27 protein-coding genes are annotated in these 19,716 nt (G+C 51.1%); 23 read left to right on the forward strand and 4 right to left on the reverse strand.

Annotated elements, in window-relative coordinates; genetic code table 11:
• The first annotated feature begins 17 nt into the window (after positions 1 to 17).
• From PG062_RS09835 to PG062_RS09855, 5 genes are all read left to right on the forward strand, one after another.
• Positions 18 to 1,025 (forward strand): DUF2971 domain-containing protein, encoded by a 1,008-nt coding sequence (locus PG062_RS09835; protein WP_078783906.1) that lies wholly within the window; start codon positions 18 to 20, stop codon positions 1,023 to 1,025.
• A 43-nt stretch (positions 1,026 to 1,068) separates the two neighbouring features.
• Entirely contained in the window at positions 1,069 to 1,776 is a 708-nt protein-coding gene (locus tag PG062_RS09840) for a TIGR02391 family protein (RefSeq protein ID WP_270752151.1), read from the forward strand.
• A 55-nt stretch (positions 1,777 to 1,831) separates the two neighbouring features.
• Entirely contained in the window at positions 1,832 to 2,089 is a 258-nt protein-coding gene (locus PG062_RS09845; protein WP_270752153.1) for a recombinase zinc beta ribbon domain-containing protein, read from the forward strand.
• Positions 2,090 to 2,107: 18 nt separating this feature from the next.
• Entirely contained in the window at positions 2,108 to 2,386 is a 279-nt protein-coding gene (locus tag PG062_RS09850) for a hypothetical protein (protein WP_270752155.1), read from the forward strand.
• Between the two features lie 83 nt (positions 2,387 to 2,469).
• Positions 2,470 to 2,877 (forward strand): helix-turn-helix domain-containing protein, encoded by a 408-nt coding sequence (locus tag PG062_RS09855; protein WP_078783903.1) that lies wholly within the window; start codon positions 2,470 to 2,472, stop codon positions 2,875 to 2,877.
• A gap of 223 nt (positions 2,878 to 3,100) precedes the next feature.
• Here the strand turns inward: PG062_RS09855 and PG062_RS09860 are convergent, their stop codons facing one another.
• Positions 3,101 to 4,234, reverse strand: coding sequence for an IS3 family transposase (locus tag PG062_RS09860; protein ID WP_270752156.1), 1,134 nt, complete (start codon positions 4,232 to 4,234; stop codon positions 3,101 to 3,103).
• Between the two features lie 185 nt (positions 4,235 to 4,419).
• Here PG062_RS09860 and PG062_RS09865 point away from each other — a divergent pair, with 185 nt between their 5' ends.
• The 5 genes from PG062_RS09865 to PG062_RS09885 all read left to right on the forward strand — a co-directional run bounded on the left by PG062_RS09865 (position 4,420) and on the right by PG062_RS09885 (position 8,118).
• Positions 4,420 to 5,364, forward strand: a complete 945-nt coding sequence (locus PG062_RS09865) for an Rpn family recombination-promoting nuclease/putative transposase (RefSeq protein WP_270752158.1) — start codon at positions 4,420 to 4,422, stop codon at positions 5,362 to 5,364.
• Between the two features lie 92 nt (positions 5,365 to 5,456).
• Positions 5,457 to 6,038, forward strand: a complete 582-nt coding sequence (locus PG062_RS09870) for a toll/interleukin-1 receptor domain-containing protein (protein ID WP_270752159.1) — start codon at positions 5,457 to 5,459, stop codon at positions 6,036 to 6,038.
• Between the two features lie 11 nt (positions 6,039 to 6,049).
• Positions 6,050 to 6,502 carry a hypothetical protein gene (locus tag PG062_RS09875; protein WP_270752160.1) on the forward strand — a complete coding sequence of 151 codons (453 nt, stop codon included), beginning with the start codon at positions 6,050 to 6,052 and terminating at the stop codon, positions 6,500 to 6,502.
• Between the two features lie 85 nt (positions 6,503 to 6,587).
• Complete coding sequence (locus tag PG062_RS09880; protein ID WP_270752161.1) at positions 6,588 to 7,394, forward strand: toll/interleukin-1 receptor domain-containing protein; 807 nt, start codon at positions 6,588 to 6,590, stop codon at positions 7,392 to 7,394.
• 472 nt (positions 7,395 to 7,866) lie between these two features.
• Positions 7,867 to 8,118 carry a hypothetical protein gene (locus tag PG062_RS09885; protein WP_270752162.1) on the forward strand — a complete coding sequence of 84 codons (252 nt, stop codon included), beginning with the start codon at positions 7,867 to 7,869 and terminating at the stop codon, positions 8,116 to 8,118.
• Positions 8,119 to 8,291: 173 nt separating this feature from the next.
• Here PG062_RS09885 and PG062_RS09890 read toward each other — a convergent pair whose 3' ends face one another.
• Together PG062_RS09890 and PG062_RS09895 are read right to left on the reverse strand one after the other, a co-directional pair.
• A complete protein-coding gene (locus PG062_RS09890; protein ID WP_270752163.1) occupies positions 8,292 to 8,861 on the reverse strand; it encodes an NUDIX hydrolase in 570 nt (189 codons plus the stop codon).
• Positions 8,862 to 8,886: 25 nt separating this feature from the next.
• On the reverse strand, positions 8,887 to 9,057 hold the full coding sequence (locus PG062_RS09895; RefSeq protein ID WP_270752164.1) for a hypothetical protein: 171 nt from the start codon (positions 9,055 to 9,057) through the stop codon (positions 8,887 to 8,889).
• A 181-nt stretch (positions 9,058 to 9,238) separates the two neighbouring features.
• Here PG062_RS09895 and PG062_RS09900 point away from each other — a divergent pair, with 181 nt between their 5' ends.
• The 11 genes from PG062_RS09900 to PG062_RS09950 all read left to right on the forward strand — a co-directional run bounded on the left by PG062_RS09900 (position 9,239) and on the right by PG062_RS09950 (position 16,490).
• Complete coding sequence (locus PG062_RS09900; RefSeq protein ID WP_270752165.1) at positions 9,239 to 10,108, forward strand: ATPase, T2SS/T4P/T4SS family; 870 nt, start codon at positions 9,239 to 9,241, stop codon at positions 10,106 to 10,108.
• Positions 10,105 to 10,587 (forward strand): hypothetical protein, encoded by a 483-nt coding sequence (locus PG062_RS09905; RefSeq protein WP_270752166.1) that lies wholly within the window; start codon positions 10,105 to 10,107, stop codon positions 10,585 to 10,587. Before PG062_RS09900 ends, PG062_RS09905 begins: the two co-directional genes overlap by 4 nt.
• Before the next feature lie 56 nt (positions 10,588 to 10,643).
• On the forward strand, positions 10,644 to 10,838 hold the full coding sequence (gene spoIIIAC, locus PG062_RS09910) for a stage III sporulation protein AC (RefSeq protein WP_114000797.1): 195 nt from the start codon (positions 10,644 to 10,646) through the stop codon (positions 10,836 to 10,838).
• A 16-nt stretch (positions 10,839 to 10,854) separates the two neighbouring features.
• Entirely contained in the window at positions 10,855 to 11,235 is a 381-nt protein-coding gene (locus PG062_RS09915) for a stage III sporulation AC/AD family protein (RefSeq protein ID WP_114000798.1), read from the forward strand.
• Positions 11,232 to 12,251 carry a stage III sporulation protein AE gene (locus tag PG062_RS09920; protein ID WP_270752168.1) on the forward strand — a complete coding sequence of 340 codons (1,020 nt, stop codon included), beginning with the start codon at positions 11,232 to 11,234 and terminating at the stop codon, positions 12,249 to 12,251. Before PG062_RS09915 ends, PG062_RS09920 begins: the two co-directional genes overlap by 4 nt.
• Before the next feature lie 3 nt (positions 12,252 to 12,254).
• The gene (locus tag PG062_RS09925) at positions 12,255 to 12,686 is read left to right on the forward strand and encodes a hypothetical protein (RefSeq protein ID WP_114000800.1); all 432 of its coding nucleotides are present in this window, start codon (positions 12,255 to 12,257) and stop codon (positions 12,684 to 12,686) included.
• Positions 12,683 to 13,222, forward strand: coding sequence for a SpoIIIAG-related protein (locus tag PG062_RS09930; RefSeq protein WP_270752169.1), 540 nt, complete (start codon positions 12,683 to 12,685; stop codon positions 13,220 to 13,222). Before PG062_RS09925 ends, PG062_RS09930 begins: the two co-directional genes overlap by 4 nt.
• Before the next feature lie 14 nt (positions 13,223 to 13,236).
• Complete coding sequence (locus PG062_RS09935) at positions 13,237 to 13,947, forward strand: SpoIIIAH-like family protein (protein WP_270752170.1); 711 nt, start codon at positions 13,237 to 13,239, stop codon at positions 13,945 to 13,947.
• 236 nt (positions 13,948 to 14,183) lie between these two features.
• Positions 14,184 to 15,032 (forward strand): transporter substrate-binding domain-containing protein, encoded by an 849-nt coding sequence (locus PG062_RS09940; protein WP_270752171.1) that lies wholly within the window; start codon positions 14,184 to 14,186, stop codon positions 15,030 to 15,032.
• 2 nt (positions 15,033 to 15,034) lie between these two features.
• A complete protein-coding gene (locus PG062_RS09945) occupies positions 15,035 to 15,694 on the forward strand; it encodes an amino acid ABC transporter permease (protein ID WP_114000804.1) in 660 nt (219 codons plus the stop codon).
• Positions 15,695 to 15,707: 13 nt separating this feature from the next.
• The gene (locus PG062_RS09950; protein WP_114000805.1) at positions 15,708 to 16,490 is read left to right on the forward strand and encodes an amino acid ABC transporter ATP-binding protein; all 783 of its coding nucleotides are present in this window, start codon (positions 15,708 to 15,710) and stop codon (positions 16,488 to 16,490) included.
• Positions 16,491 to 16,665: 175 nt separating this feature from the next.
• On the opposite strand, the gene PG062_RS09955 is transcribed toward PG062_RS09950, so the two are convergent.
• Positions 16,666 to 18,585 carry an NAD(+) synthase gene (locus tag PG062_RS09955; protein WP_270752172.1) on the reverse strand — a complete coding sequence of 640 codons (1,920 nt, stop codon included), beginning with the start codon at positions 18,583 to 18,585 and terminating at the stop codon, positions 16,666 to 16,668.
• A 371-nt stretch (positions 18,586 to 18,956) separates the two neighbouring features.
• Between PG062_RS09955 and relB the strand changes: the two genes are divergently transcribed.
• Together relB and PG062_RS09965 are read left to right on the forward strand one after the other, a co-directional pair.
• A complete protein-coding gene (gene relB, locus PG062_RS09960) occupies positions 18,957 to 19,157 on the forward strand; it encodes a type II toxin-antitoxin system RelB family anti-toxin (protein ID WP_114000807.1) in 201 nt (66 codons plus the stop codon).
• A complete protein-coding gene (locus tag PG062_RS09965) occupies positions 19,158 to 19,616 on the forward strand; it encodes a DUF6773 family protein (RefSeq protein ID WP_270752173.1) in 459 nt (152 codons plus the stop codon).
• The last annotated feature ends 100 nt before the right edge of the window (positions 19,617 to 19,716 follow it).

The following is a 19,716-nucleotide window of genomic DNA, read 5'->3' on the forward strand; positions in this document are numbered from 1 at the left end:
TGAGAGGAGGGGCATCAATGAATCACAATGATCGAGAACACTTCTGGCAAACATTATGTTCTTTGCCCGGAAATGATATTGTGGCAGAACGAGAACAGCTTTTCAAAGCAATTAAGTATCCGAAGCTGCTTTTCCGGTATCGACCTGTCAGCACAAAGAGCTTGGATGCCCTCAGAACGAATAAGCTCTATTTTTCTTCTGCGAATTATTATGATGACCCTTTCGATACCTTTCTTCACATCGACATTGAGGCAATCCGGAAAGAGTATTTAAGTGCATTCCAGACTCCGGAAAGTACAGAAGCTGTTGTGGATGGTGTTAAGTCATTGCTTGGGAATATTCTCTCTGAGGAGCAAGCAGCGCAGTTTACGGTTGAGAATGTAACAAACGCGCTTTCTCACGGGCTTACCGAAAGCTTTCTGAATGCAGCGCTTTCACTCCGTGATGAAGTTAAAAAGGATACGTGGTCAGTTTGTTTCTCCGAAAATGGGTTTAATGAGGTTCTGTGGCTGAAATATGCAGATCAGCACAGAGGTTTTGTGCAAATCTACGATCTTGAAAATGAAGACAACTTTTTATGCGGTAAACAAGAAAAATGCGCAAATTGCGGAATCAAGAACTACGGAACGCCGCTATATCCGATTTATTATTCGGACACGCCTTATGATGCAACGAAATTTGCAAAATTCGTTATGCTCCGCAAAATAGCAGAGACAGCAAAAACTCAGATTCCTCAAGAGCTATATGTAGAGATGGGAAATGTGCTATGGGAACAAGAAAGAACGACTCTGATCAAAAAAGAGTGCCATAAATATGATGAAGAATGGCGAATGATTACCGGCTGCATTATGAAACCGCCGATTATGATGGAATGGATCCCCAATGGCATAATTCTTGGTCTGCGAATGGGCGTAGCAGAGGAAAATCTTGTTGTAAGCATGGCAAAAGAAGCCGGAATCAAAAATATTTATAAATCCTACATAAATGCGCAAAACAAGCTGGATGCTTATCCTTTGAAATTGTAATCTTTCCAGCGGGTAAGTGAGTAGTTGAAATGAGGTGAAAGCAATGAGGAGAGAAGAATACGCTTGTCCTAATGGGTGTTCTCTTCCACCCAGAAAAAAGCAACTTAGGGAATATCGCAACGGTACATATGGGCTTGACTTTTATGATTTTACATTCTGTCCTTGTTGCGGCAGTTTAATGCCATATTCGCTAAAGAAGCTCAAAGGATTTTTTGAGGTATACAATATCCACGCAGCGTTATCGGATGCGGTGCAACTCATATATAAATCCGAGTTTGAGTCGGCAGCACGTGAAGCCTTCGTGGCTGTGGAAAATTATCTCAAAAAGAAGTCAGGCCTGGATTCGCATGGATTCGATCTGGCGACAAGAGCACTTTCTTTTGAAATAGACAAGCAAACCGGCGAAATAAAGAGGGCTCCCCTTATTGCAATCAATGATCTGAAAAACGAATCGGAGCGCAATGAGCAGGACGGCATCAGGTATATGCTTATGGGTTTCTTTCAGGGACCTCGTAATCTGTACCAACACAATCATATTGGCTCCGGTGTAAGCAATTCTATTTCCGTAATCATCGAAGCATCCTTCTTCCTTCATCTGCTTGATGGGCACAGCATTACTCAAAACGGACGGTGGATTCCAGAAACAGTAGATTATCGGGAAATTTATCAAAAGGTGCCTAAGCGAATTGATCGCTGGAGGCTGGTACGTCTATTGAAGAAGCGTGCTCGCAGATTGAAGAAAAATCCATGATGTACTAAAAAGATAAAATCAGCCGTTGTGTGAACGGCTGAAATGAGGTAATATTATGCCTACTATCCACGGCAGAAAACAAATTGTCTGGCGGTGCGAGAACCGCATCGAGTATGGCACGAAATTCTGCAGTAGTTCACCGTCCCTCCCGGAAGAAGAACTGCACCGTGCTATTTTGAAAGCGGTGCAGGATTTGGCAGCAAACTTCACCGATGAGGTCGCTGCCCAGATCAACGGCATCCTTCATGACATACAGACCGGCGAAAGTACAAAGCCCAATTTGCAGGAGCTGCTGGAACAGACCCAGCAGTAATTTGACCGTCTGCTGGAAATGTCTTTGGACTTCGATGAGGATACCCCGTTTCTGGATGACAGGTTGAAAAAGCTGAATAATAAAATTAAGAGTCTGAAAAAAGCCATCGAGGACAGCACCGCCCGACAGGAAAAAGTCAGCCAGCCGGAGATGCTGCTGTCAGCCAAGGATCTGCAAATTCAAGAATATGACGATGCGCTGACCGCGAGAATCATTGAGAAAATTACGGTAAGGGCACGCAATGAAATTGAAATACGGTTCATCGGCGGCTACAAAAAGACCATGCGGCTGGCATAAAAATAAAGAGGGCATACCCAATCGGAGATAAAGCATCTTCGATTGGGTATGCCCTTTTTCACTTTTATCGGAAAGAGGTAGCTATGAAGCTGGGAGAGAAAATCAAGCTGGTTCGTAAGCACAGAGGACTAACGCAGCGGGAACTGGGAGAACGACTGCACTTGGATGGAAACGCAGCAAATCGCATTGCCCAATATGAATCAGGATTCCGAACGCCCAAAGAGAGCAGAACCAAAGACATAGCCAAAGCGTTGAATGTTCGCGAAGAAAATTTCTTTACAAGGGCAGAAACACCGGAGGACATTATTCGCTTGATGATTTGGTATGACTGGGAACATGGCTGCGGCGGGAGCGTTCCGATTGACACGATTCTGCTTTTTGATAATTTTGAGGAAGTGGAAAAATTATTGAAAGAGTGGTATAGCCAAAAGGAAAAATTAAGAACGAGGAAAATTACAGGAGCAGAGTATCTGGAATGGATGCTGCAGTGACCCTTTAGCAAAAGAAAACAATAAAATTTTTCTGCATCGTTGAAAGACCCCACGTAATGTGAACTGCTTGTTGAGACAGTCTATTGCGTGGTCTTTTTTATATCCGCAAAGCCTTGATGCGACGGGCTTTGCGGATTTTTCTGTCTTACCCGGAAGTGAGACATGAAAAAGTGAAACTACGAAAATGCAGAAATGAAATTCTGAAATAACGCGATATGAACGGCTATGTCTCATTTGAAAAGTTGAGTTCCTCAAATTGGCAGGGGGTGCGGTTCTTTAAAAGCTTATGAGGGCGTTTTTCGTTATAAAATTGTATGTATTCTGCAATGCCCGTTCGGAATGCATTCGCGGATTTATATTCCTTGCGGTAGAGATTTTCTCGCTTTAAGGATGCAAAGAATGACTCGGCCACAGAATTGTCATGCGGATGCCCTGGCGCGGAAACAGAATGCTTTACTCTATATTCTTGTAGGAGCTGCTGGAATGTGTGCGATAGGTACTGAGAGCCGCGATTACTGTGAAAAACGAGGTTGTGGGAACGGCCACGCGCGATAGTAGCTTGTTTGAAGGTTGAGGTCACAAGGCGGGTGCTGTTTTTCTTGGAAATTGTATAGGCAACGACCCTGCGAGAAAATAGGTCGAGAATCACACATATGTAGTAATACTTGTCTTTGATTTTAAAGCATGTAACATCACTGACCCAAATCTGGTTGGGAGAATGTGCTGTAAAGTTTTGCCTAATTCTATTCTTCGGAGTTTCTAAAGTATTCAGCCGAAGATAATCGCTTCTCGCAGTGGTCCTAACGCTGGATAGACCACATTCGTGCATAATGGATGCGATAAATTTGGTACTTACTTGATGACCGCGTTCTACAAGAACGGTACGAATCTTTTCCGCACCGAGAATCTGGTGGTACTCGTCAAAGACTTCCTGCACAATACGGCGATATTTCTCACGCCGCTTGGCAAACCAAGCATTCTCGCGTTTATTTCTGAGGATATGGTTGTAAAATGTGCCGCGGTCAACATTCAGCGCTTCGCACAATGTGTAAACATCATATTGACCATATAATGTCTCTAAAGCAACCAAGCGTTCTCGCAGTGGTGCGGATACGGTACAATTTACAGTTTTGAGGATTGCAATTATATTGTTCAGCTTTACAATGCGATTCTGCATTTGATTGATTTCTCTTGCTGTGAAAGGTATGCCGTTGGCGATGGTATTCGTTTTATGGCTTTTGCACCAGCGATAAAGTGTGCTGCGCGGAATATTGAACACGGAGCAAAGTGAACGGACGGATTCTCCCTTTTCACGGCGAGCAACGATGACTTTCTTTTGCGCATCGGTAAATTTCATGAGCAAACTCCTTTCTGAAAAGTGATGATTGTCAGTGTATGATAATAGTAGCAGATATGGATTGGAAAACACAATGATTTGCGGAAAATTAAGAATCCGGAACGAAACAAAACTTGATAAAATGAACGCTTTATGGTAAGATAAAACCATAAGGCAAGAAGTGAAATGTAAGGAGGTGTACACCAATGGGATTGGCTGATACGGTCACAAAAGCCTATATGAAAGAAAATACTGTGTTTGCAGATGCATTTAACTATCTCATTTACGGCGGAAAGACGGTTGTGAACCCTACGCAGTTGAAGGAACTGGATACAACAGAAATAGCTTTGCCATTTGGTGCGCAGGACGAAAACGGAAACCAGCCGGATGATGCGGTACAGAAATACCGCGATGTGCTGAAATCAGCGGTCATTAAACAGGATGGTGAAGCAGCTTACATCCTTTTGGGTATCGAAAACCAAACCGATATTCACTATGCAATGCCTGTTCGCAATATCATTTATGATGCGCTCCAGTATGGCAAGCAGGTTGCTGATATATCGGCAAAGCACCGCACTGATGGCTCGAAAGGACACAGCCGGGGAGAGTACCTGTCCGGGTTCTATAAGGATGATAAGATTACACCTGTCATTACATTGGTGCTGCACTTCGGCGCGAACGAGTGGGATGGCCCGCTGTCTTTGCATGAAATGATGGCAGTCAAGAATGAGAGCCTGCTGAACTTTGTGCAGGATTATCAGATCCACTTGATTGACCCGGCAAAACTGAGCAAAGAGGACTTGGAAAAATTCTCGACAAGTCTCCGAGAGGTAATCGGGTACATCAAGTATTCCAAAGACAAAAAACGATTGACAGAATTTTTGACCGACAATCCGCGTATGCTTATGGAAGCGAACGCGGCGCGAGTAATCAAAGCTGTAACGAACACACCTCTGGACATTCCAGAGGACGCGGAGGTGATTGATGTGTGCAAAGCAGTTGAGGATATGATGAATGAAAGTAAAACCGAAGGTGCGGTTGCTGTTCTTGCAGGGCTTGTCAAGGATGGTTTACTGAGCATTAAAGAAGCTGCGCATCGAGCCAACATGACAGAAAGCGCATTTGAAGCAGAGGTAAAGAAACTATCATAAAGTGAGCATTGTGACAAGGCTGATGGGAACCAAAAACAAGCGCAAAAAATTTTGGGTTTAAAGCAAAAGGATATGGCTCTATGATATTGAACATGAACTATCTATATCAGGTTTCAAACACTAAAAATTTTCGCTACGAATTTGCTCAAAAGAGAGTTCTAAATGAAAATGATCAGCAATTTAGGAACGATAGTGCTGATAAATATGATATCTTTCTTTCACACAGTTACATGGATAAAGAACTTGTGTGTGCAGTTGTTGATTTGTTTAATAGTGCAGGATATAGTATTTACATTGATTGGATGAACGATCAACAGCTGAATCGTTCAGAAGTAACTGCAACAACGGCGGACATTCTACGAAAAAGAATGAGGATGTCTAAGGGTTTAGCGTATGTTGCTACGGGCAATTCAAGTAATTCGAAGTGGTGTCCGTGGGAACTTGGATATGCCGATGCAGCGAAAAATGGTCGATGTGCAATTCTACCTATTATGAAAAAAGAAGGAGAGTCGTTTAAAGGACAAGAATACTTAGGACTTTATCCATTTATTGACTATGAGACGAGAAAAGGCACACAGGAATATGAATTTTGGGTAAATGATCCAGAAAACGGTAATTATATTTCTTTAAGAAAATGGCTTTCTGGGGGAAAACCATACAATCATAATGTATAGAGGTGACAAGCATGGATAAAAAAGAGCTTAAAACTGTTATGGAAAAAGAAATCGATTTGGTGCAGGGATGTATATCACGAATGGCTCAGAATTCATTTGTTATTAAAGGATGGACTATCACGTTGATTGCTGTTGCCCTTGCATTGCTTCCTGAAAAGTTCGATGCGAAATTGTTGTGTGGCATTAGTATTGTGGCGACAACATGTTTTTGGTATTTAGATGCTTTCTATTTGAAAATGGAGAGACTATATAGGTTAAAGTATCAGTGGCTTATAGCCAATCGATTAGAAACAGATGAATACTGCTATGATTTGAATCCACATAATAGCAAAATGCGCCTACCAAAGGAAGAGAAGGAACCCTGCATTTTAAGAGTTATGTTTACAAAAACGCTCCTGCCGATATATGGACCAATTGTTTTATTTACTTTAATTGTGTTAGTGAATTTGAAGCCATGTGGATAGCACAAAAGAATCGCTTCCGAGCGGAATGAGAATGAAAATATAAAGCTGAAAAAAGATGCGTCAGAGGAGTGCGAGGAGTAGATAAATGTACACGAAATTCAATTACTCCCCATCGATTTACTTTTACAATAGCACATTAAATTCACATATGGCTACAGGATGTTCCTTATATGCGAAGCACGAAAAGGAAGTGCATGAGTGCTTAGACAGGTATATATCGGATGACGGAATTATTGATGGCACAGCATTAAAAAATTATTGGTTTTCTATTTCACCAAAGGATGTTTTTATTTCACATTCCCACAAGGATATCAACAAAGTAAAGGCGTTTGCGGGATGGCTTTATAACTGTTTCGGGTTAAAAGCATTCATTGATTCATGCTCCTGGGAGTATTGCGATGAATTGCTTAATAAGATAGACAAAAAATATTGCTACAACCCAAAAACAAAAACATATGACTATAACTTAAGAAATTATACCACGAGCCATGTTCACATGATGTTGTCTACAGCTTTGACTGAAATGATGAATAAGACAGAATGTGTTATCTTCTTTAACACACCTAATTCGATTAGTATGACAGAAGCATTAAGCAAAATAAAAGATAATCCCAAAGAAAAGCGGACAACATCACCGTGGATTTACTACGAGCTATCAATGACGACAATGCTGCAAATAACTGAACCGACGCAGCGAGAGATTATTAAACATTTTGCGCAGGATGAAAGAAGCATGCCAACAATTTCCTACAATGTGGAGAAGGCACTAAATGAAATGCCTACGCTCACCGATGAACAGCTTGCACAGTGGGAAAATAGTGTGAGCAGTAAATATCCTGTGGAAACTCGAATGGCATTAGATAAATTGTATGAGATTGTTTTTCCAAAATAAAACAAGCGCAGCTAAAAATATTAGAAAAATAGAGAAAAGTATACGATTGGGTCTATTGGAAAATTAGGGTGACGGGCATCTCTTTTGTAACACTCAGACATAAGACTGTGATGAGAAAGATGTCATAGTCTTTTTTTGTTGTATCGCCGAAAATTGGCGGTTTCGCCAACCGGTTTTCAGGTTGCTTTTTGTAGAGATGTCCAACCATTTTTAGAAGGTTGGACACTTTTATTGCCCCGTCTTCCCGCAAAATTCTGAATTATGGCAGGGGAGAGGGCAATTTTTTTGAGAAAAACAGAATAAATTCTGCTGTTTTCAGAATGTTTTCAATTTCCTCGCAGCCAATTTCCCATTGGCTGCGGGGATTTTTTGCTTTTTTCGACAGTTTTCAGTTTCTTTTCGAATTTTCCATTTTCTACCTATACATAAAATAAGGAAGCAGGGTTATCAAATCCAACAAATACAATTTGCCATGCAGAAAGCTGCCAGCAACACCCGCAAGACAATCACGGTGTCACACTCAGCCATCCGTCATTTTTTTGCCAGGCTGCACAGCCTTGTCACGGCTGTTGCCGCAGGTATCAGTGTGGCATTAACGGTTTTGACAGCTGGGGCGGCAGCTACGGCCATTACATCCAAATACGGCCACTTTGGCGTAAAGCTGGTCAATAAACGCGATTTTGGGGATGACCGCTATGGCTACGGCATGATTTGTGAAAACTGAAGGTAACACCGCACAATTCCCGCCTGACGGCTTAAGCACCGCTCCGGCGGCTGCGGCACGGCATCTGTGTTGCCAAAATGCTCGATAATACACAAAGTATTATCTTCGCTTTTGGCTTAGCAGCTGCCGTGCCTCGCTCGCCGTATCGGCACTTAGAATTGTGCGGTATTGCCCTAAATCGTTTTCATCTTTTCCAGCAGCTTTGCGTACACATGCTCCACGAACCACGGCTCGGTGGATTTTACCAGTGCTTCTTCCGGCGTAAACCAGGCCACACCGCTGTTTTCGTCCGCCTTAATGGCAACCGCTTCCTCAGAGTCGGCTTCCAGCAGATAAGTTACATTCAGATGCAGATGGCTGGAAACATAGCATCCACGCTTCACATGCCCATCCACGGTAAGTGACTCCAGCGAGAAAATCTCTTTGGAAACCGGCTGTACGTGCCGGATTCCTGCTTCCTCTTTTACCTCGCGAATGGCAACAGCCAACAGGTCGGTTTCGCCATCCGCGTGCCCGCCCAGCCAGGACCAGGAGTGGTAAATGTTGTGGTATACCATCAACACCTTGCTGCGGTCCTTGTTTACCACCCAGGCGGATGCCGTCATGTGTGCCACGGCGTTTTCGCGGCTGAATGCGTTATCATTTGTTTTGATCCAATTCAAAATCAGGGCTTTGTCCTTTTCTTCCTGCTCATTGAACGGGCAGTAACGCTCAATATCATAAATCAATTCCCGGCGGGTCATACCCATGCAGCTCCTTTGCTTTGCGTTATCGCTCGCGGTTATCCAGTACATAGATCACGCAGGCAAACCCCGCGATCATGGCAAACAAAATAGCACCGCCAAACCCGCTGCCGGAAAGGCTGACATTCGCATAGAACACAACCAGTGCGGTAAGAAGCATCAGGATGATGGGTGCAACCGTTCTGAACTTATCCATAAAGATACCCTCCTTTGAGCAGCATTCAACGCAGCGTTTACTTTGCTTCCAGTATAGCAGGAACCACCGGGAAAATCTACTGTGCCACAGTGGAAATCTGCCCGCTGCATACAATTTGCCGCGGCTGGTTCTACTGCTCCGCTGCCCGGAATACAGTGGGGGTGTGGAGGTGATACCCCAAATGGACGAGTATTATTCCGTGATCCAGTTCTTGCCGGAACCGCTGCGCACCGAGCTCAAAGCCATGCCGCCGGAACGCGCCGCCCGCGTGCAGGAAATCCGCCTGCGCGCCGGGCAGGCGGTGCAGTTTACGGTGGGCGGGGCCTGGCAGCCGGCGCAGCAGCTGCTGCCTGCAGCACAAACCGCCCTTGCCATCGGCCCGCGCATGCTGCGCAGCTGCTTTGCCGCCCTCTGCCGGGACTCCGCCTATGCCTATGAGGACGAGCTGAAACAGGGCTATTTCACCCTGCCCGGCGGCAGCCGCGTGGGGGTGGCGGGTGTGTGTGGCCCGGCGGGCTTTGCCGATATTACATCTCTCAATCTCCGCGTTGCGCGCCAGGTGCCCTGTGTCCTGCCGCCCCAGCTTCGCCGCACGTTGGATGCCTTGAATGGCGGGATTCTGGTCGTAGGCACGCCGGGCAGCGGCAAAACAACTTTCCTGCGCAGCATCATCCGCTATCTGGATACCGCCCGCCGCATTTTCTGCGTGGCGGACGAGCGCGGCGAGCTGCTGACGGCGGGGCACACCGTACACTGCGATGTCTACACCCGTTGCACCAAAGCGCAGGCCATCCAGATGGCGCTGCGCTGCATGAACCCTCAGGTCATCGTGTGTGATGAGCTGGGCACCCAGGCGGACCTCCAGGCCGTGGAAGCGGGCCTGGCCTGCGGCGTGGTGTTTGTGGCAAGTGTCCATTGCGATACCCTGGAAGCGCTGAACCGCAAACCGCCCACTGCCCGCCTGCTGGCGATGGGGGCCTTTGAAACCCTGGTACTGCTGGATGGCCGCGTGAACCCCGGCCATGCAGTGAAGGTCCGCACCCTGGCATGATGCTGTACTGCCGTTTGCTGGGGGCTGTGCTGCTGGTGTGTACAGGCTTTGCTGCCGGCCAGGCGTACTGCCAGCGGCTGTGGGCACAGTGGCGGGCGGTGTGCGGCTTTGAGCGTTTGCTTACTTATCTGGCGGACCAGCTTGCCTTTTGCGCCCTGCCCAGTGCGGAGCTGCTGGCCGCCGCGGCGGAACACCCGGCGTTTGCCGCCTACTGCCCGCCGAATGCTGCATCCTTTGCGGAATTACGCCTACCCCCGCCGCTTGCTAAAACCTGCGGAGCGGAGCTGCATGCCGGGCTGCACACCATTGCCCTGTGCAGCAGGCAGCAGGCCCCGCAGACCATGCGCACGCTGGCCGCCCTGTGCCACCGCACCGCCCAAGGCCAGTATGCCGCCGCCCAGCAGGCCGCTGTGCTTGCCCCTAAACTGGGACTTTGCGGCGGGCTGCTGGCGGCCATTCTGCTCTGGCCCGCAGGGTGAAGCAGGGGATAACTGAAAAGGCGAAAGCGCGGCCGGCTTTTTATAGGGGAACCATCATGAACATTGATCTTGTATTCAAAATTGCGGCCACCGGCATTATTGTTGCGGTGCTCAACCAGCTGCTCACCCGCTCTGGGCGGGAGGATCAGGCTATGATGACCACCCTTGCGGGCTTGATCGTGGTACTTAGCATGCTGGTGCGCCAAATCAGTGATTTGTTTGTGCTGATCAAAGCGCTGTTTGATTTGTGATTGGTCATGGATAACGATGCTTATCTTAAAAGCGGCCGCCCTTGCCATTGTCGTCTGCGTGCTGGTGCTCTGCTTAAAAAAGGACCAGCCCGGCTTTGCGTTCCTGCTTTCTTTGTGCGGCGCGGCGGGGCTGCTGTGGTTCGCGGTGCAGCAATTGCGCCCACTGCTGGCCCGGCTGCAGCAGCTGGCCGGGCAGGCTGGCGGCGATTCGTTCAGCATTCTGCTGCAGGTGCTGGCCATCGCTTTTGTGGCCCAGCTGGCGGCGGACCTTTGCCGCGAAGCCGGCCTTGCTGCCGCCGCGTTCTGTATGGAATTCGTGGGCCGCATTTTGGCTATGCTGCAGGCATTGCCTCTGCTGCAAAGCTTGCTGGCCTCGTTTTTGTCCTTTTTATCGTGATAGCCTTCCCGCTGCCAGCCGCCGCGGCAGAACTGCCCGCTGGGGTGCAGCAGATTTTGCAGCAAAGCGAACTGACGCCGGACAAGCTCGTTCACATTACCTTGCAGGAGCTGCTGCAAACGCTGGCTGGTTGGCTGAAAAACGCCTGGGGGCAGCCGCTGCAACTGGCCCGGCGCGCGGTGCTGTTTTTGCTGCTTTCCAGCTGTGTGGGGCTGCTGGCGGACGGTGGTGCCTGGCGGGACTGTGTGGACCTTGTGGCTGTGCTCGGCTTTGGCACCATTGCGCTGAATCAAATGACATCTCTCGTGCAGCAGGTTGCCCAGGCAGCCAACACCAGCCAGTTGTATGTATCCGGTTTTGTGCCGGTGTTTGCTGGGGTAGCACTGCTGGCGGGCCAAACCGCCGGAGCTGCCGTGTACAGCACGATGTTTTATGCTATGGCGGCCTTTCTGGCGGAAGTGCTGCAAAACTTACTGCTGCCGCTGCTGCAAATCTATTTCTGCTTTTCCGTTTCTGCGGCCCTTTGGGGGGATAGTGGCATTGCCGATGCCGCAAACCTGTTTGCCCGCTGTTTTACCTTTGCGCTCAAACTGTGCGGTATGCTGTTTACCTTTGTGTTGGGGCTGCAAAATGTGTTGGCCGCCGGGACTGACCGCGCAGCCTTAAAAATCGGCAAAAGCGTGCTGAGTGCTGCCGTGCCCGTTGTGGGGGATGCCGCTGCGGCGGCTCTGGGCAGTGCTTCCGCCGCAATCGGACTGCTCAAAGGCTCATTGGCGTTGGCGGCGGTGGCAGCCCTGGGGGCAGCGTTTGCCCCGGTGCTGGCACAGTGCGGGCTGTACTGGCTGGTGTTTTCCGGCATTGGCATTCTGGCGGCGGGACTGGGGCAAAAGCGCAGCAAGCAGATCTGTACCCTATTTGGCCAGGGGACGCGGCTGTGCGGGGCTATCTTGGTACTATATTTCTTTCTGGTAATTCTATCCACGCTGTTGCTGCTGCTTGGCGGGAATGGGGGCTGACTTATGGATACGCTGTGCCACGCGGCACTGGTTTGCTGCATCTTGTCCGCCCTGGCTGGGCTGGTGCGGACATTCTGGCCGCAAAATGGGTTCAAGCCAGTCATAAATGCGGTGCTTACGCTGTATATTATAACATCGGTCCTCCATGCGGTATCCGGCATGAACTGGCAGGGCTTTGCCGCGCAGCTCCAAAACTTTGCCAGCCAGAGCGCCCCCGGCGAGGACTATACCGCTTACGGCGCAGAGCTTGCCATGCAGGAATCCGCCGCAGCACTGCAAAAGCTTTTGCGGCAAAGCGGCATCGAATCCGTTGTGCAGCCGCAGGCGGGCGGCGTGCATGTGCGGCTGGTTTACCCGGCGGACCGGGAACAGGCGGAAACCCTGCTGCAAAATTTTGCGGGGGACCTGCCCTATACGCTGGAGAACACCCAATGACCGCAAAACAGAGTATCGCCTGGCTGCAGGCGGCGTGGAAGGATGATAAAAAGCGTATCAATCTCTTGCTGGTATCCGGCCTGGCGGGCATGCTGCTGCTCTGTATGTCGGAATGGCTGCCAGCCGGGCAAAGCACACAAAATGCCGCGCAGAGCAGCCAGCAGAGCCAGACGGCAGCGGAGTATGAACAGCAGCTGGAAACCCGCCTTGCCGCCCTGATCCGTGCCATGGACGGCGCAGGCGAAACCGTTGTTATGGTAACGCTGGACTGCGGGGAGGAAACCACCTATGCAGCGGATACCCGGACAGAGAAAACCAGCGAGGACACCCGCAGCAGCGCCGCCAGCCAGCGCACCCATCTGCTGGCCGGTGCACAGCCGGTGGTGCAGTCGGTTCAGGCACCGCAGGTGCGCGGCGTGGCCGTGCTTTGCCAGGGCGGGGGTAATGCCGGGACCCAGCGCCGCATCACAGAGCTGGTCAGCGCCCTGACCGGCGTGGGGGCCAGCCATATTACCGTAAACAAAATGCAATCATAGGGAGGGCTAACGATATGGAAGGCAGAGCAACCAAACGGTATGCCACATTGGCGGCGCTTACCCTGGCGTTGGGCGGTGCAGTGTTTTTGAACTGGTCGTTCGCCGGGCGCACCCCGCAGGCGGGAACGCCGGAAGCCGTTGTGCAGACTTCGGCGGAAGCTGACGAGGACACGGTACAGACTGCCGCCCGGCAGCCGGAAACAAACGCGGCGGTGGAACCCATGACCGCCCAGGCAGTGTTTGATCCGCTGGAAAGTGAACCTCAGACCGCTGCCCAGGCGGATGCAGCGGAAGGAATGGAATCGGGCGGGCAGGCAGGCAAAAATTACGGCGAAGCCCAGCTTGTCAGCGTCAGCAAGGATTCCGGTACGGAATTTTTTGAACAGGCACGCCTGAACCGCTCCAAAGCGCGGGACGAGGCACTGGACGCTATCAAAAAGACACTGAAAAGTGCGGATTTGAGCGAAAGCGAAAAAGACAGCATTACCCAAAAGCTGCAAAACCAGATCAGCAGCATCACGGTGGAATCCAGCATTGAAAGCCTGATTAAATCCAAAGGCTTTGCGGACTGTGTTGTCAGCATTGGGGAGGGACGCGCGGATATCACCGTTATGACAGAAAACGACGCCCTGACCGCGGATGAAGTGACCCGCATCCGGGATGCCGTTTTAGGCAAGTGCAAGGGCCTGAGCGCGCAGGATATCACCGTTGTGGAGGTAAGGTAAACCATGACCGGCAGGGAAGCGCTGCATAACCGCAGTCAAACCCTGCCGGCTTTGCCTTTTTATGCAGGAATCATGAATAAGTATTGCAAAAAATAGCAAAAGAGGGTATTATAAACTAATAGTCAACCTCTTCGGCGCACTAAAGCACAAGGTTGGCGTGCAGTGCAAATGTGCAGCACTGCAGGAATGGTGCGGAGAACTTGCTCAGCACTGGTATAGATAAGGGAGGAAATGTTATGAAAAAGTTGATTTCTTTTGCTGTGGCGGGCATGTTTGCCCTCAGCCTTGCGGCCTGCGGCTCCAGCAGCAGTGCAGCTGCAAGCATCACGGAAAGCTCTGCCGAAAGCACGGCAGCATCCACCGCTGACAGCGCCGCTGCAGACAGCGACTTGGCCTACCTGCAGAACAAGGGCAAAATGACCATCGGCTACACCGTGTATGAGCCGATGAACTACACCGATGAAAGCGGTACCTTTACCGGTTTTGATACCGAACTGGCAACAGCTGTGTGTGAAAAGCTGGGCGTGGAGCCGGATTTTGTCGAGATCAACTGGGATACCAAAGAGACCGAGCTGGCTGCCAAGAGCATTGATTGCATCTGGAACGGCCTGACCCTGACCGACGACCGCGAGGCCAATATGGCCTGCACCAAGCCTTACGTCAAGAATGCACAGGTGGTTGTGATGAAGGCTGACGCCGATTACACCTCCACCGCAGACCTTGCCGGTAAGACCGTTGTGGCTGAGTCCGGATCTGCTGGCGAAACTACCATTGAAGAGGACGAGGGCCTGCAGCAGGCAGACTTTGTTGCCAAGAGCGTGCAGACCGACTGCCTGATGGAAGTTGCTGCCGGCACCGCTGACGCCGCTGTTCTGGACCTGACCCTGGCTAGCGCTATGATCGGCGAAGGCACCGACTATGCAAACCTTGTCATCAAGGACGAGCTGAATGTGGAAGAATACGGTGCTGCTTTCCGCAAGGGCAGCGATGTCGCCGCCGCTGTGGATACCGCTTTCGATGAACTGAAAGCGGACGGTACCATGCAGACCCTGGCCGACAAATACGGCCTGACCCTGGCAGACTGATCATGGGGGAAGCGGGTGTGATTTGGAGCCGCCTGACCAGCGCCTTCCTAATGAACTGTCAGCTTTTTGGGCTGACGCTGTTGTTTGCCCTGCCGCTTGGCCTTTTGGTGTCACTTGGCTCCATGAGCCGGTTCACACCGCTGCGGGGCGTGGTCAAAACCTTTGTGTGGATCATCCGTGGCACGCCGTTGATGCTGCAAATCATCGTTATCTACCTTGGCCCCGGTCTGATGGGCTTTGCCAGTCCTTGGGGTTCCAGCACCAATGGCCGCCTGCTGGCGGCGGTGGTGGCGTTTGTCATCAATTACGCCTGCTATTTTTCCGAAATTTACCGCGGCGGCATTGAGTCTGTTCCCGTTGGCCAGACGGAAGCCGGGCAGGTGCTTGGCATGACCAAGAGCCAGATTTTTTTCCGCGTTACGCTGCTGCAGGTCATCAAGCGCATCCTGGCCCCCATGGGCAATGAGGTCATGACCTTGATCAAAGATACCTCCCTTGCCAATGTGATCGCCAACAAGGAAATCATCATGATGGCAAAGGAATACAGCGCCAAGGGCTTGATCTGGCCGCTGTTCTCCACCGCGCTTTTCTTCCTGGTGTTTGTCGGGGCAATGACCCTGCTGTTCAACTGGCTGGAAAAAAAGCTCAGCTATTTCCGGTAAGGGGGACGTACATATGGCACTTTTGGAAGTTACCGGCATCAGCAAAAACTTTGGCAGTACCCATGTGCTGCAAAACATCTCTCTCAACCTGGAAAAAGGCGAAGCACTGGCCATCATCGGTTCTTCCGGCTCCGGCAAAACAACGTTGCTGCGCTGCCTGAACTTTTTGGAAACGCCGGATACCGGTGTGATCCGTGTGGACGGCAAAACCCTGTGGGATGCCGCTGACCCGGCCACCCACCGCGAAAGTGAAGTGCGCAAAAAGCGCCTGCATTTCGGCCTTGTGTTCCAGAACTTCAACCTTTTCCCGCAGTATACGGCTTTGCAGAACATTACCCTGGCCGGGGAGCTGCTGGCAAAAGAAAAACCGGAGTATAAAGCCAACCGCAAAGCGATTCATGCGGAACTGGAAGAAAAAGCCCGCACCCTTCTGGCACAGATGGGCCTTTCGGAGCGAGAAAACCATTACCCGCACCAGCTTTCCGGCGGCCAGCAACAGCGTGTGGCTATTGCCCGCGCCCTGGCGCTGGAACCGGATATCCTTTGCTTTGATGAACCAACCAGCGCCCTTGACCCGGAGCTGACCGGCGAAGTTCTGCGCGTTCTGCGCGATCTGGCCGACCAGAAAACTACCATGATCATTGTCACGCACGAAATGTCTTTTGCGCGCGATGTGGCAGACCGCATCCTGTTTATGGATGGCGGCGTGGTGGTCGAGGAAGGCCCTGCCCACCAGGTGATCGAACACCCGCACGAGGAACGCACCAAACAGTTCCTTTCCCATTACGGCACCTGATGCCCCGGATGACCGCCGCTCGGTGGTCATTCCAAGCGGCATAAAATAACAAACAAAATGCTCCCTGCCTGTTTTACCGGCTGTACGGTAACCAGGCAGGGAGCTTTTGCTATTTTATAACTCCGTGAAGCGATAAGAATTGAAAATAATAGAAATCAGAGATAGAACAGCAAGTTTATTTTGCCTCGATCTCATCCAATTCTTTCAGCCACAAAGCGTTGCAGGCATCACTCGGCATACGCCAGTCGGCGCGGGGGCTGAGGGTGACGGAACCGACCTTCGGTCCATCCGGCAGGCAGCTGCGCTTGAACTGCTGGGCAAAGAACCGGCGGTAGAAGTTGCGCAGCCAGGCCAGCAGCACTTCCGGCTCATACCGCCCGGCAAATGCGGCCAACGCCAGGTGATAAATCTTGGCGGGTCCAAACCCAAAGCGCAGCACATAATACAGGTAAAAATCATGCAGTTCATACGGCCCAACCAGCTTTTCGGTCTGCTGGGCAATGGTGCCATCCGCGGCGGAGGGCAGCAGCTCCGGGCTGACTGGGGTATCCAGAATATCCACCAGCACATCACGCAGCACCGGCTGGCCGCAGGTATCGGCCACATACTGCACAATGTGGCGCACCAGCGTTTTGGGCACCCCGGCGTTCACACCGTACATGCTCATGTGGTCGCCGTTGTAGGTGGCCCAGCCGAGGGCCAGCTCGCTCAAATCTCCGGTGCCGATCACAAAGCCGCCGTTCTTGTTGGCGTAATCCATCAATTCCAGCGTGCGCACACGGGCCTGGCAGTTTTCAAAGGTCACATCATAGGTGTGCGGGTCTTGGCCGATATCGGCAAAGTGGCTTTCCACCGTGTTGGTAATGTTGATTTCGGTAAAGCTGACGCCCAGTGCTTCGCACAGAATCTCCGCGTTGGAGCGGGTGCGCTTGGTAGTTCCAAAGCAGGGCATGGTAATGGCAATAATGTCCTTGGGGTCACGGCCCAGCACCTTGCAGGCGCGCACGGCAACCAGCAAAGCCAGGCAGGAATCCAACCCGCCGGAAATACCCACAACAGCGCACTTGGCGTGGGTGTGCTCCATACGCTTGGCAAGGCCCTCAGCCTGGATGCGCAAAATCAGCTCGCAGCGCTCGGCGCGAGCAGCATCATTCTGCGGCACAAATGGCGTGGGGGAAACAAACCGCGTCAGCGGTGCTTCTGCCACTTCCAAATCAAAGCTGATGGTCGTGTATCCGGCGGCATCCGGCACAAAGGTCGTGCTGCGGATACGCTCCTGCACCATGCGGCCAAGGTCCAGCTCGGTTGCGGCGGTACCGTTGGCGAAAGGCTCGGCCTCGCACAGCAGTGTACCGTTTTCCGCAATCAGATTGTGGGCGGCAAAGGTCATATCGGTGGTGCTTTCACCGTGCCCGGCGTCAGCATACACATAACCGCACAGCAGGCGGGCGCTCTGCCCAGCCACCAGCTCCCGGCGGTAGGCAGCTTTGCCTACCGTTTCATCGCTGGCAGAAAGGTTTGCAACCACCGTTGCCCCGGCCAGCGCATGGCTACAGCTGGGGGGCACAGGGGCCCAAAGGTCCTCACAGATTTCCACCCCAAGCACAAACTCCGGCATCTCGCGGCAGGCAAACAGCAGGTTGGTGCCAAACAGAGTGCGCTGCCCGGCAAAGGTGATTTCAAACGCATCTTTTGGGCCCGGCACAAAATGGCGGCGCTCGTAAAACTCGCCGTAATTGGGCAGGTAGGTTTTGGGCACAAGGCCCAACAGTTGCCCCTTGCAAACAACCGCTGCACAGTTGTACAGCTTGCCGTTATGGCGCACCGGCAGGCCAACCAACGCCACCACGTCCAGCTCTTTGCTGGCATCGAGAATCTGAATCAGCCCATCCTCGGCGCCGCGGCACAGTGTTTCCTGCAAAAACAGATCGCTGCAGGTATAGCCGGTCAGGGTAAACTCCGGCAGGCAGAGCAGTTTGGTTCCGGCAACAGCCTGTGCGCGCATGGCGGCAATGATCTGCTGCGTATTGTAGGCACAGTCAGCAACATGCAGCGCAGGGCTGACGGCTGCTGTGTGCAAAAATCCGTATTTCATGGGTAGCCCCCTTAATCATAAGGCAATACCGCATAATTCTAAGTGCCGATACGGCGAGCGAGGTGCGGCAGATGCCAAGCCAAAAGCGCAGATAATACTGGATGTCTTATCGAGCATTTTGGCAACGCAGATGCCGTGCCGCAGCCGCCGGAGCGGTGCTTAAGCCGTCAGGCGGGAATTGTGCGGTGTTGCCATAATAAAATAGCACTGGTACCATGATAGCATAGCCACCCGGGAAAGGCAAGAAGCGGCAATTTACAAGATGACAAAATGTAATATATACTTGACATAATGTAAGGCACATGCTATACTTCAATCACAGCAGCAAAGCAAGGGGCTGCCACAAAAGGATGCAAGAAAAGGGGAGCCATATGCCCAAAAACCTGAAACTGAAAGCTGCCCGTGCCGAAAAGGATATGACACAGGCCGCTTTGGCCGAAGCCGTCGGCGTTTCGCGCCAGACCATCAACGCGATTGAAAAAGGGGAGTATAACCCCACCATCAACCTGTGCCGCGCGATCTGCAAGGCACTTGGCAAAACATTGGACGAACTGTTCTGGGAGGAACCATAAATGAAACAAAATATTTTCAGCAAAAAGAACCAGCTGGACGAAATGCAGGAACAGACCCTGCGCAAAATTGAAAGCCGCGGCTTCTGGCTGATGTGGTGGGGCCTGTTTGCCGTTATGATATTCCAACTTATGATGCAGGCGGACATCAGCCAGGTGGCAGGAGAATGGATCGTGTTTATGGCCGCGTGCCTTTACACGCTGGAAGAATGCCTGCGCAATGGCATTTGGGACCGCCACATCAAGGCCAGCCTTAGCACCAGCATTGTGGGCAGCCTGGTCGGTGGTGTGCTTTCCGCAGTGGTCATGATGTTTGCGACCCATAGCCTGGTTGTTGCCGGTGTGACCGGCGTTATTACGGTCGTGTTCACCTTTACGCTGATGCAGGCGGCAATTTCGGAGTATAAAAAACGCCACCAGGAACTGGAAAACGCGCCGGAAGAAACTGATGAACAGAAATAAAAGCTGCCGGCAGTATGGTTTATGATAAGGCGTTTTGCTGCGCTGCAAAACGGATAAGATGGCCGCAAAAGATAAACACAGCCAATCATCAAAATCAGAA

It is taken from the genome of Gemmiger qucibialis (assembly GCF_027689445.1).
In the GTDB taxonomy this organism is placed as follows: domain Bacteria; phylum Bacillota; class Clostridia; order Oscillospirales; family Ruminococcaceae; genus Gemmiger; species Gemmiger qucibialis.

Coding starts and splice junctions, on each gene's coding strand:
- PG062_RS09860 (WP_270752156.1), bottom strand. CDS start 4,234: ATGAAATTTACCGATGCGCAAAAGAAAGTCATCGTTGCTCGCCGTGAA.
- PG062_RS09950 (WP_114000805.1), top strand. CDS start 15,708: ATGGCACTTTTGGAAGTTACCGGCATCAGCAAAAACTTTGGCAGTACC.
- PG062_RS09870 (WP_270752159.1), top strand. CDS start 5,457: ATGAACTATCTATATCAGGTTTCAAACACTAAAAATTTTCGCTACGAA.
- PG062_RS09865 (WP_270752158.1), top strand. CDS start 4,420: ATGGGATTGGCTGATACGGTCACAAAAGCCTATATGAAAGAAAATACT.
- PG062_RS09850 (WP_270752155.1), top strand. CDS start 2,108: ATGTCTTTGGACTTCGATGAGGATACCCCGTTTCTGGATGACAGGTTG.
- PG062_RS09940 (WP_270752171.1), top strand. CDS start 14,184: ATGAAAAAGTTGATTTCTTTTGCTGTGGCGGGCATGTTTGCCCTCAGC.
- PG062_RS09905 (WP_270752166.1), top strand. CDS start 10,105: ATGATGCTGTACTGCCGTTTGCTGGGGGCTGTGCTGCTGGTGTGTACA.
- PG062_RS09945 (WP_114000804.1), top strand. CDS start 15,035: ATGGGGGAAGCGGGTGTGATTTGGAGCCGCCTGACCAGCGCCTTCCTA.
- PG062_RS09880 (WP_270752161.1), top strand. CDS start 6,588: ATGTACACGAAATTCAATTACTCCCCATCGATTTACTTTTACAATAGC.
- PG062_RS09930 (WP_270752169.1), top strand. CDS start 12,683: ATGACCGCAAAACAGAGTATCGCCTGGCTGCAGGCGGCGTGGAAGGAT.
- PG062_RS09915 (WP_114000798.1), top strand. CDS start 10,855: ATGCTTATCTTAAAAGCGGCCGCCCTTGCCATTGTCGTCTGCGTGCTG.
- PG062_RS09900 (WP_270752165.1), top strand. CDS start 9,239: ATGGACGAGTATTATTCCGTGATCCAGTTCTTGCCGGAACCGCTGCGC.
- PG062_RS09890 (WP_270752163.1), bottom strand. CDS start 8,861: ATGACCCGCCGGGAATTGATTTATGATATTGAGCGTTACTGCCCGTTC.
- PG062_RS09925 (WP_114000800.1), top strand. CDS start 12,255: ATGGATACGCTGTGCCACGCGGCACTGGTTTGCTGCATCTTGTCCGCC.
- PG062_RS09835 (WP_078783906.1), top strand. CDS start 18: ATGAATCACAATGATCGAGAACACTTCTGGCAAACATTATGTTCTTTG.
- PG062_RS09895 (WP_270752164.1), bottom strand. CDS start 9,057: ATGGATAAGTTCAGAACGGTTGCACCCATCATCCTGATGCTTCTTACC.
- PG062_RS09885 (WP_270752162.1), top strand. CDS start 7,867: ATGCAGAAAGCTGCCAGCAACACCCGCAAGACAATCACGGTGTCACAC.
- PG062_RS09955 (WP_270752172.1), bottom strand. CDS start 18,585: ATGAAATACGGATTTTTGCACACAGCAGCCGTCAGCCCTGCGCTGCAT.
- PG062_RS09875 (WP_270752160.1), top strand. CDS start 6,050: ATGGATAAAAAAGAGCTTAAAACTGTTATGGAAAAAGAAATCGATTTG.
- PG062_RS09855 (WP_078783903.1), top strand. CDS start 2,470: ATGAAGCTGGGAGAGAAAATCAAGCTGGTTCGTAAGCACAGAGGACTA.
- PG062_RS09965 (WP_270752173.1), top strand. CDS start 19,158: ATGAAACAAAATATTTTCAGCAAAAAGAACCAGCTGGACGAAATGCAG.
- spoIIIAC (WP_114000797.1), top strand. CDS start 10,644: ATGAACATTGATCTTGTATTCAAAATTGCGGCCACCGGCATTATTGTT.
- relB (WP_114000807.1), top strand. CDS start 18,957: ATGCCCAAAAACCTGAAACTGAAAGCTGCCCGTGCCGAAAAGGATATG.
- PG062_RS09935 (WP_270752170.1), top strand. CDS start 13,237: ATGGAAGGCAGAGCAACCAAACGGTATGCCACATTGGCGGCGCTTACC.
- PG062_RS09845 (WP_270752153.1), top strand. CDS start 1,832: ATGCCTACTATCCACGGCAGAAAACAAATTGTCTGGCGGTGCGAGAAC.
- PG062_RS09840 (WP_270752151.1), top strand. CDS start 1,069: ATGAGGAGAGAAGAATACGCTTGTCCTAATGGGTGTTCTCTTCCACCC.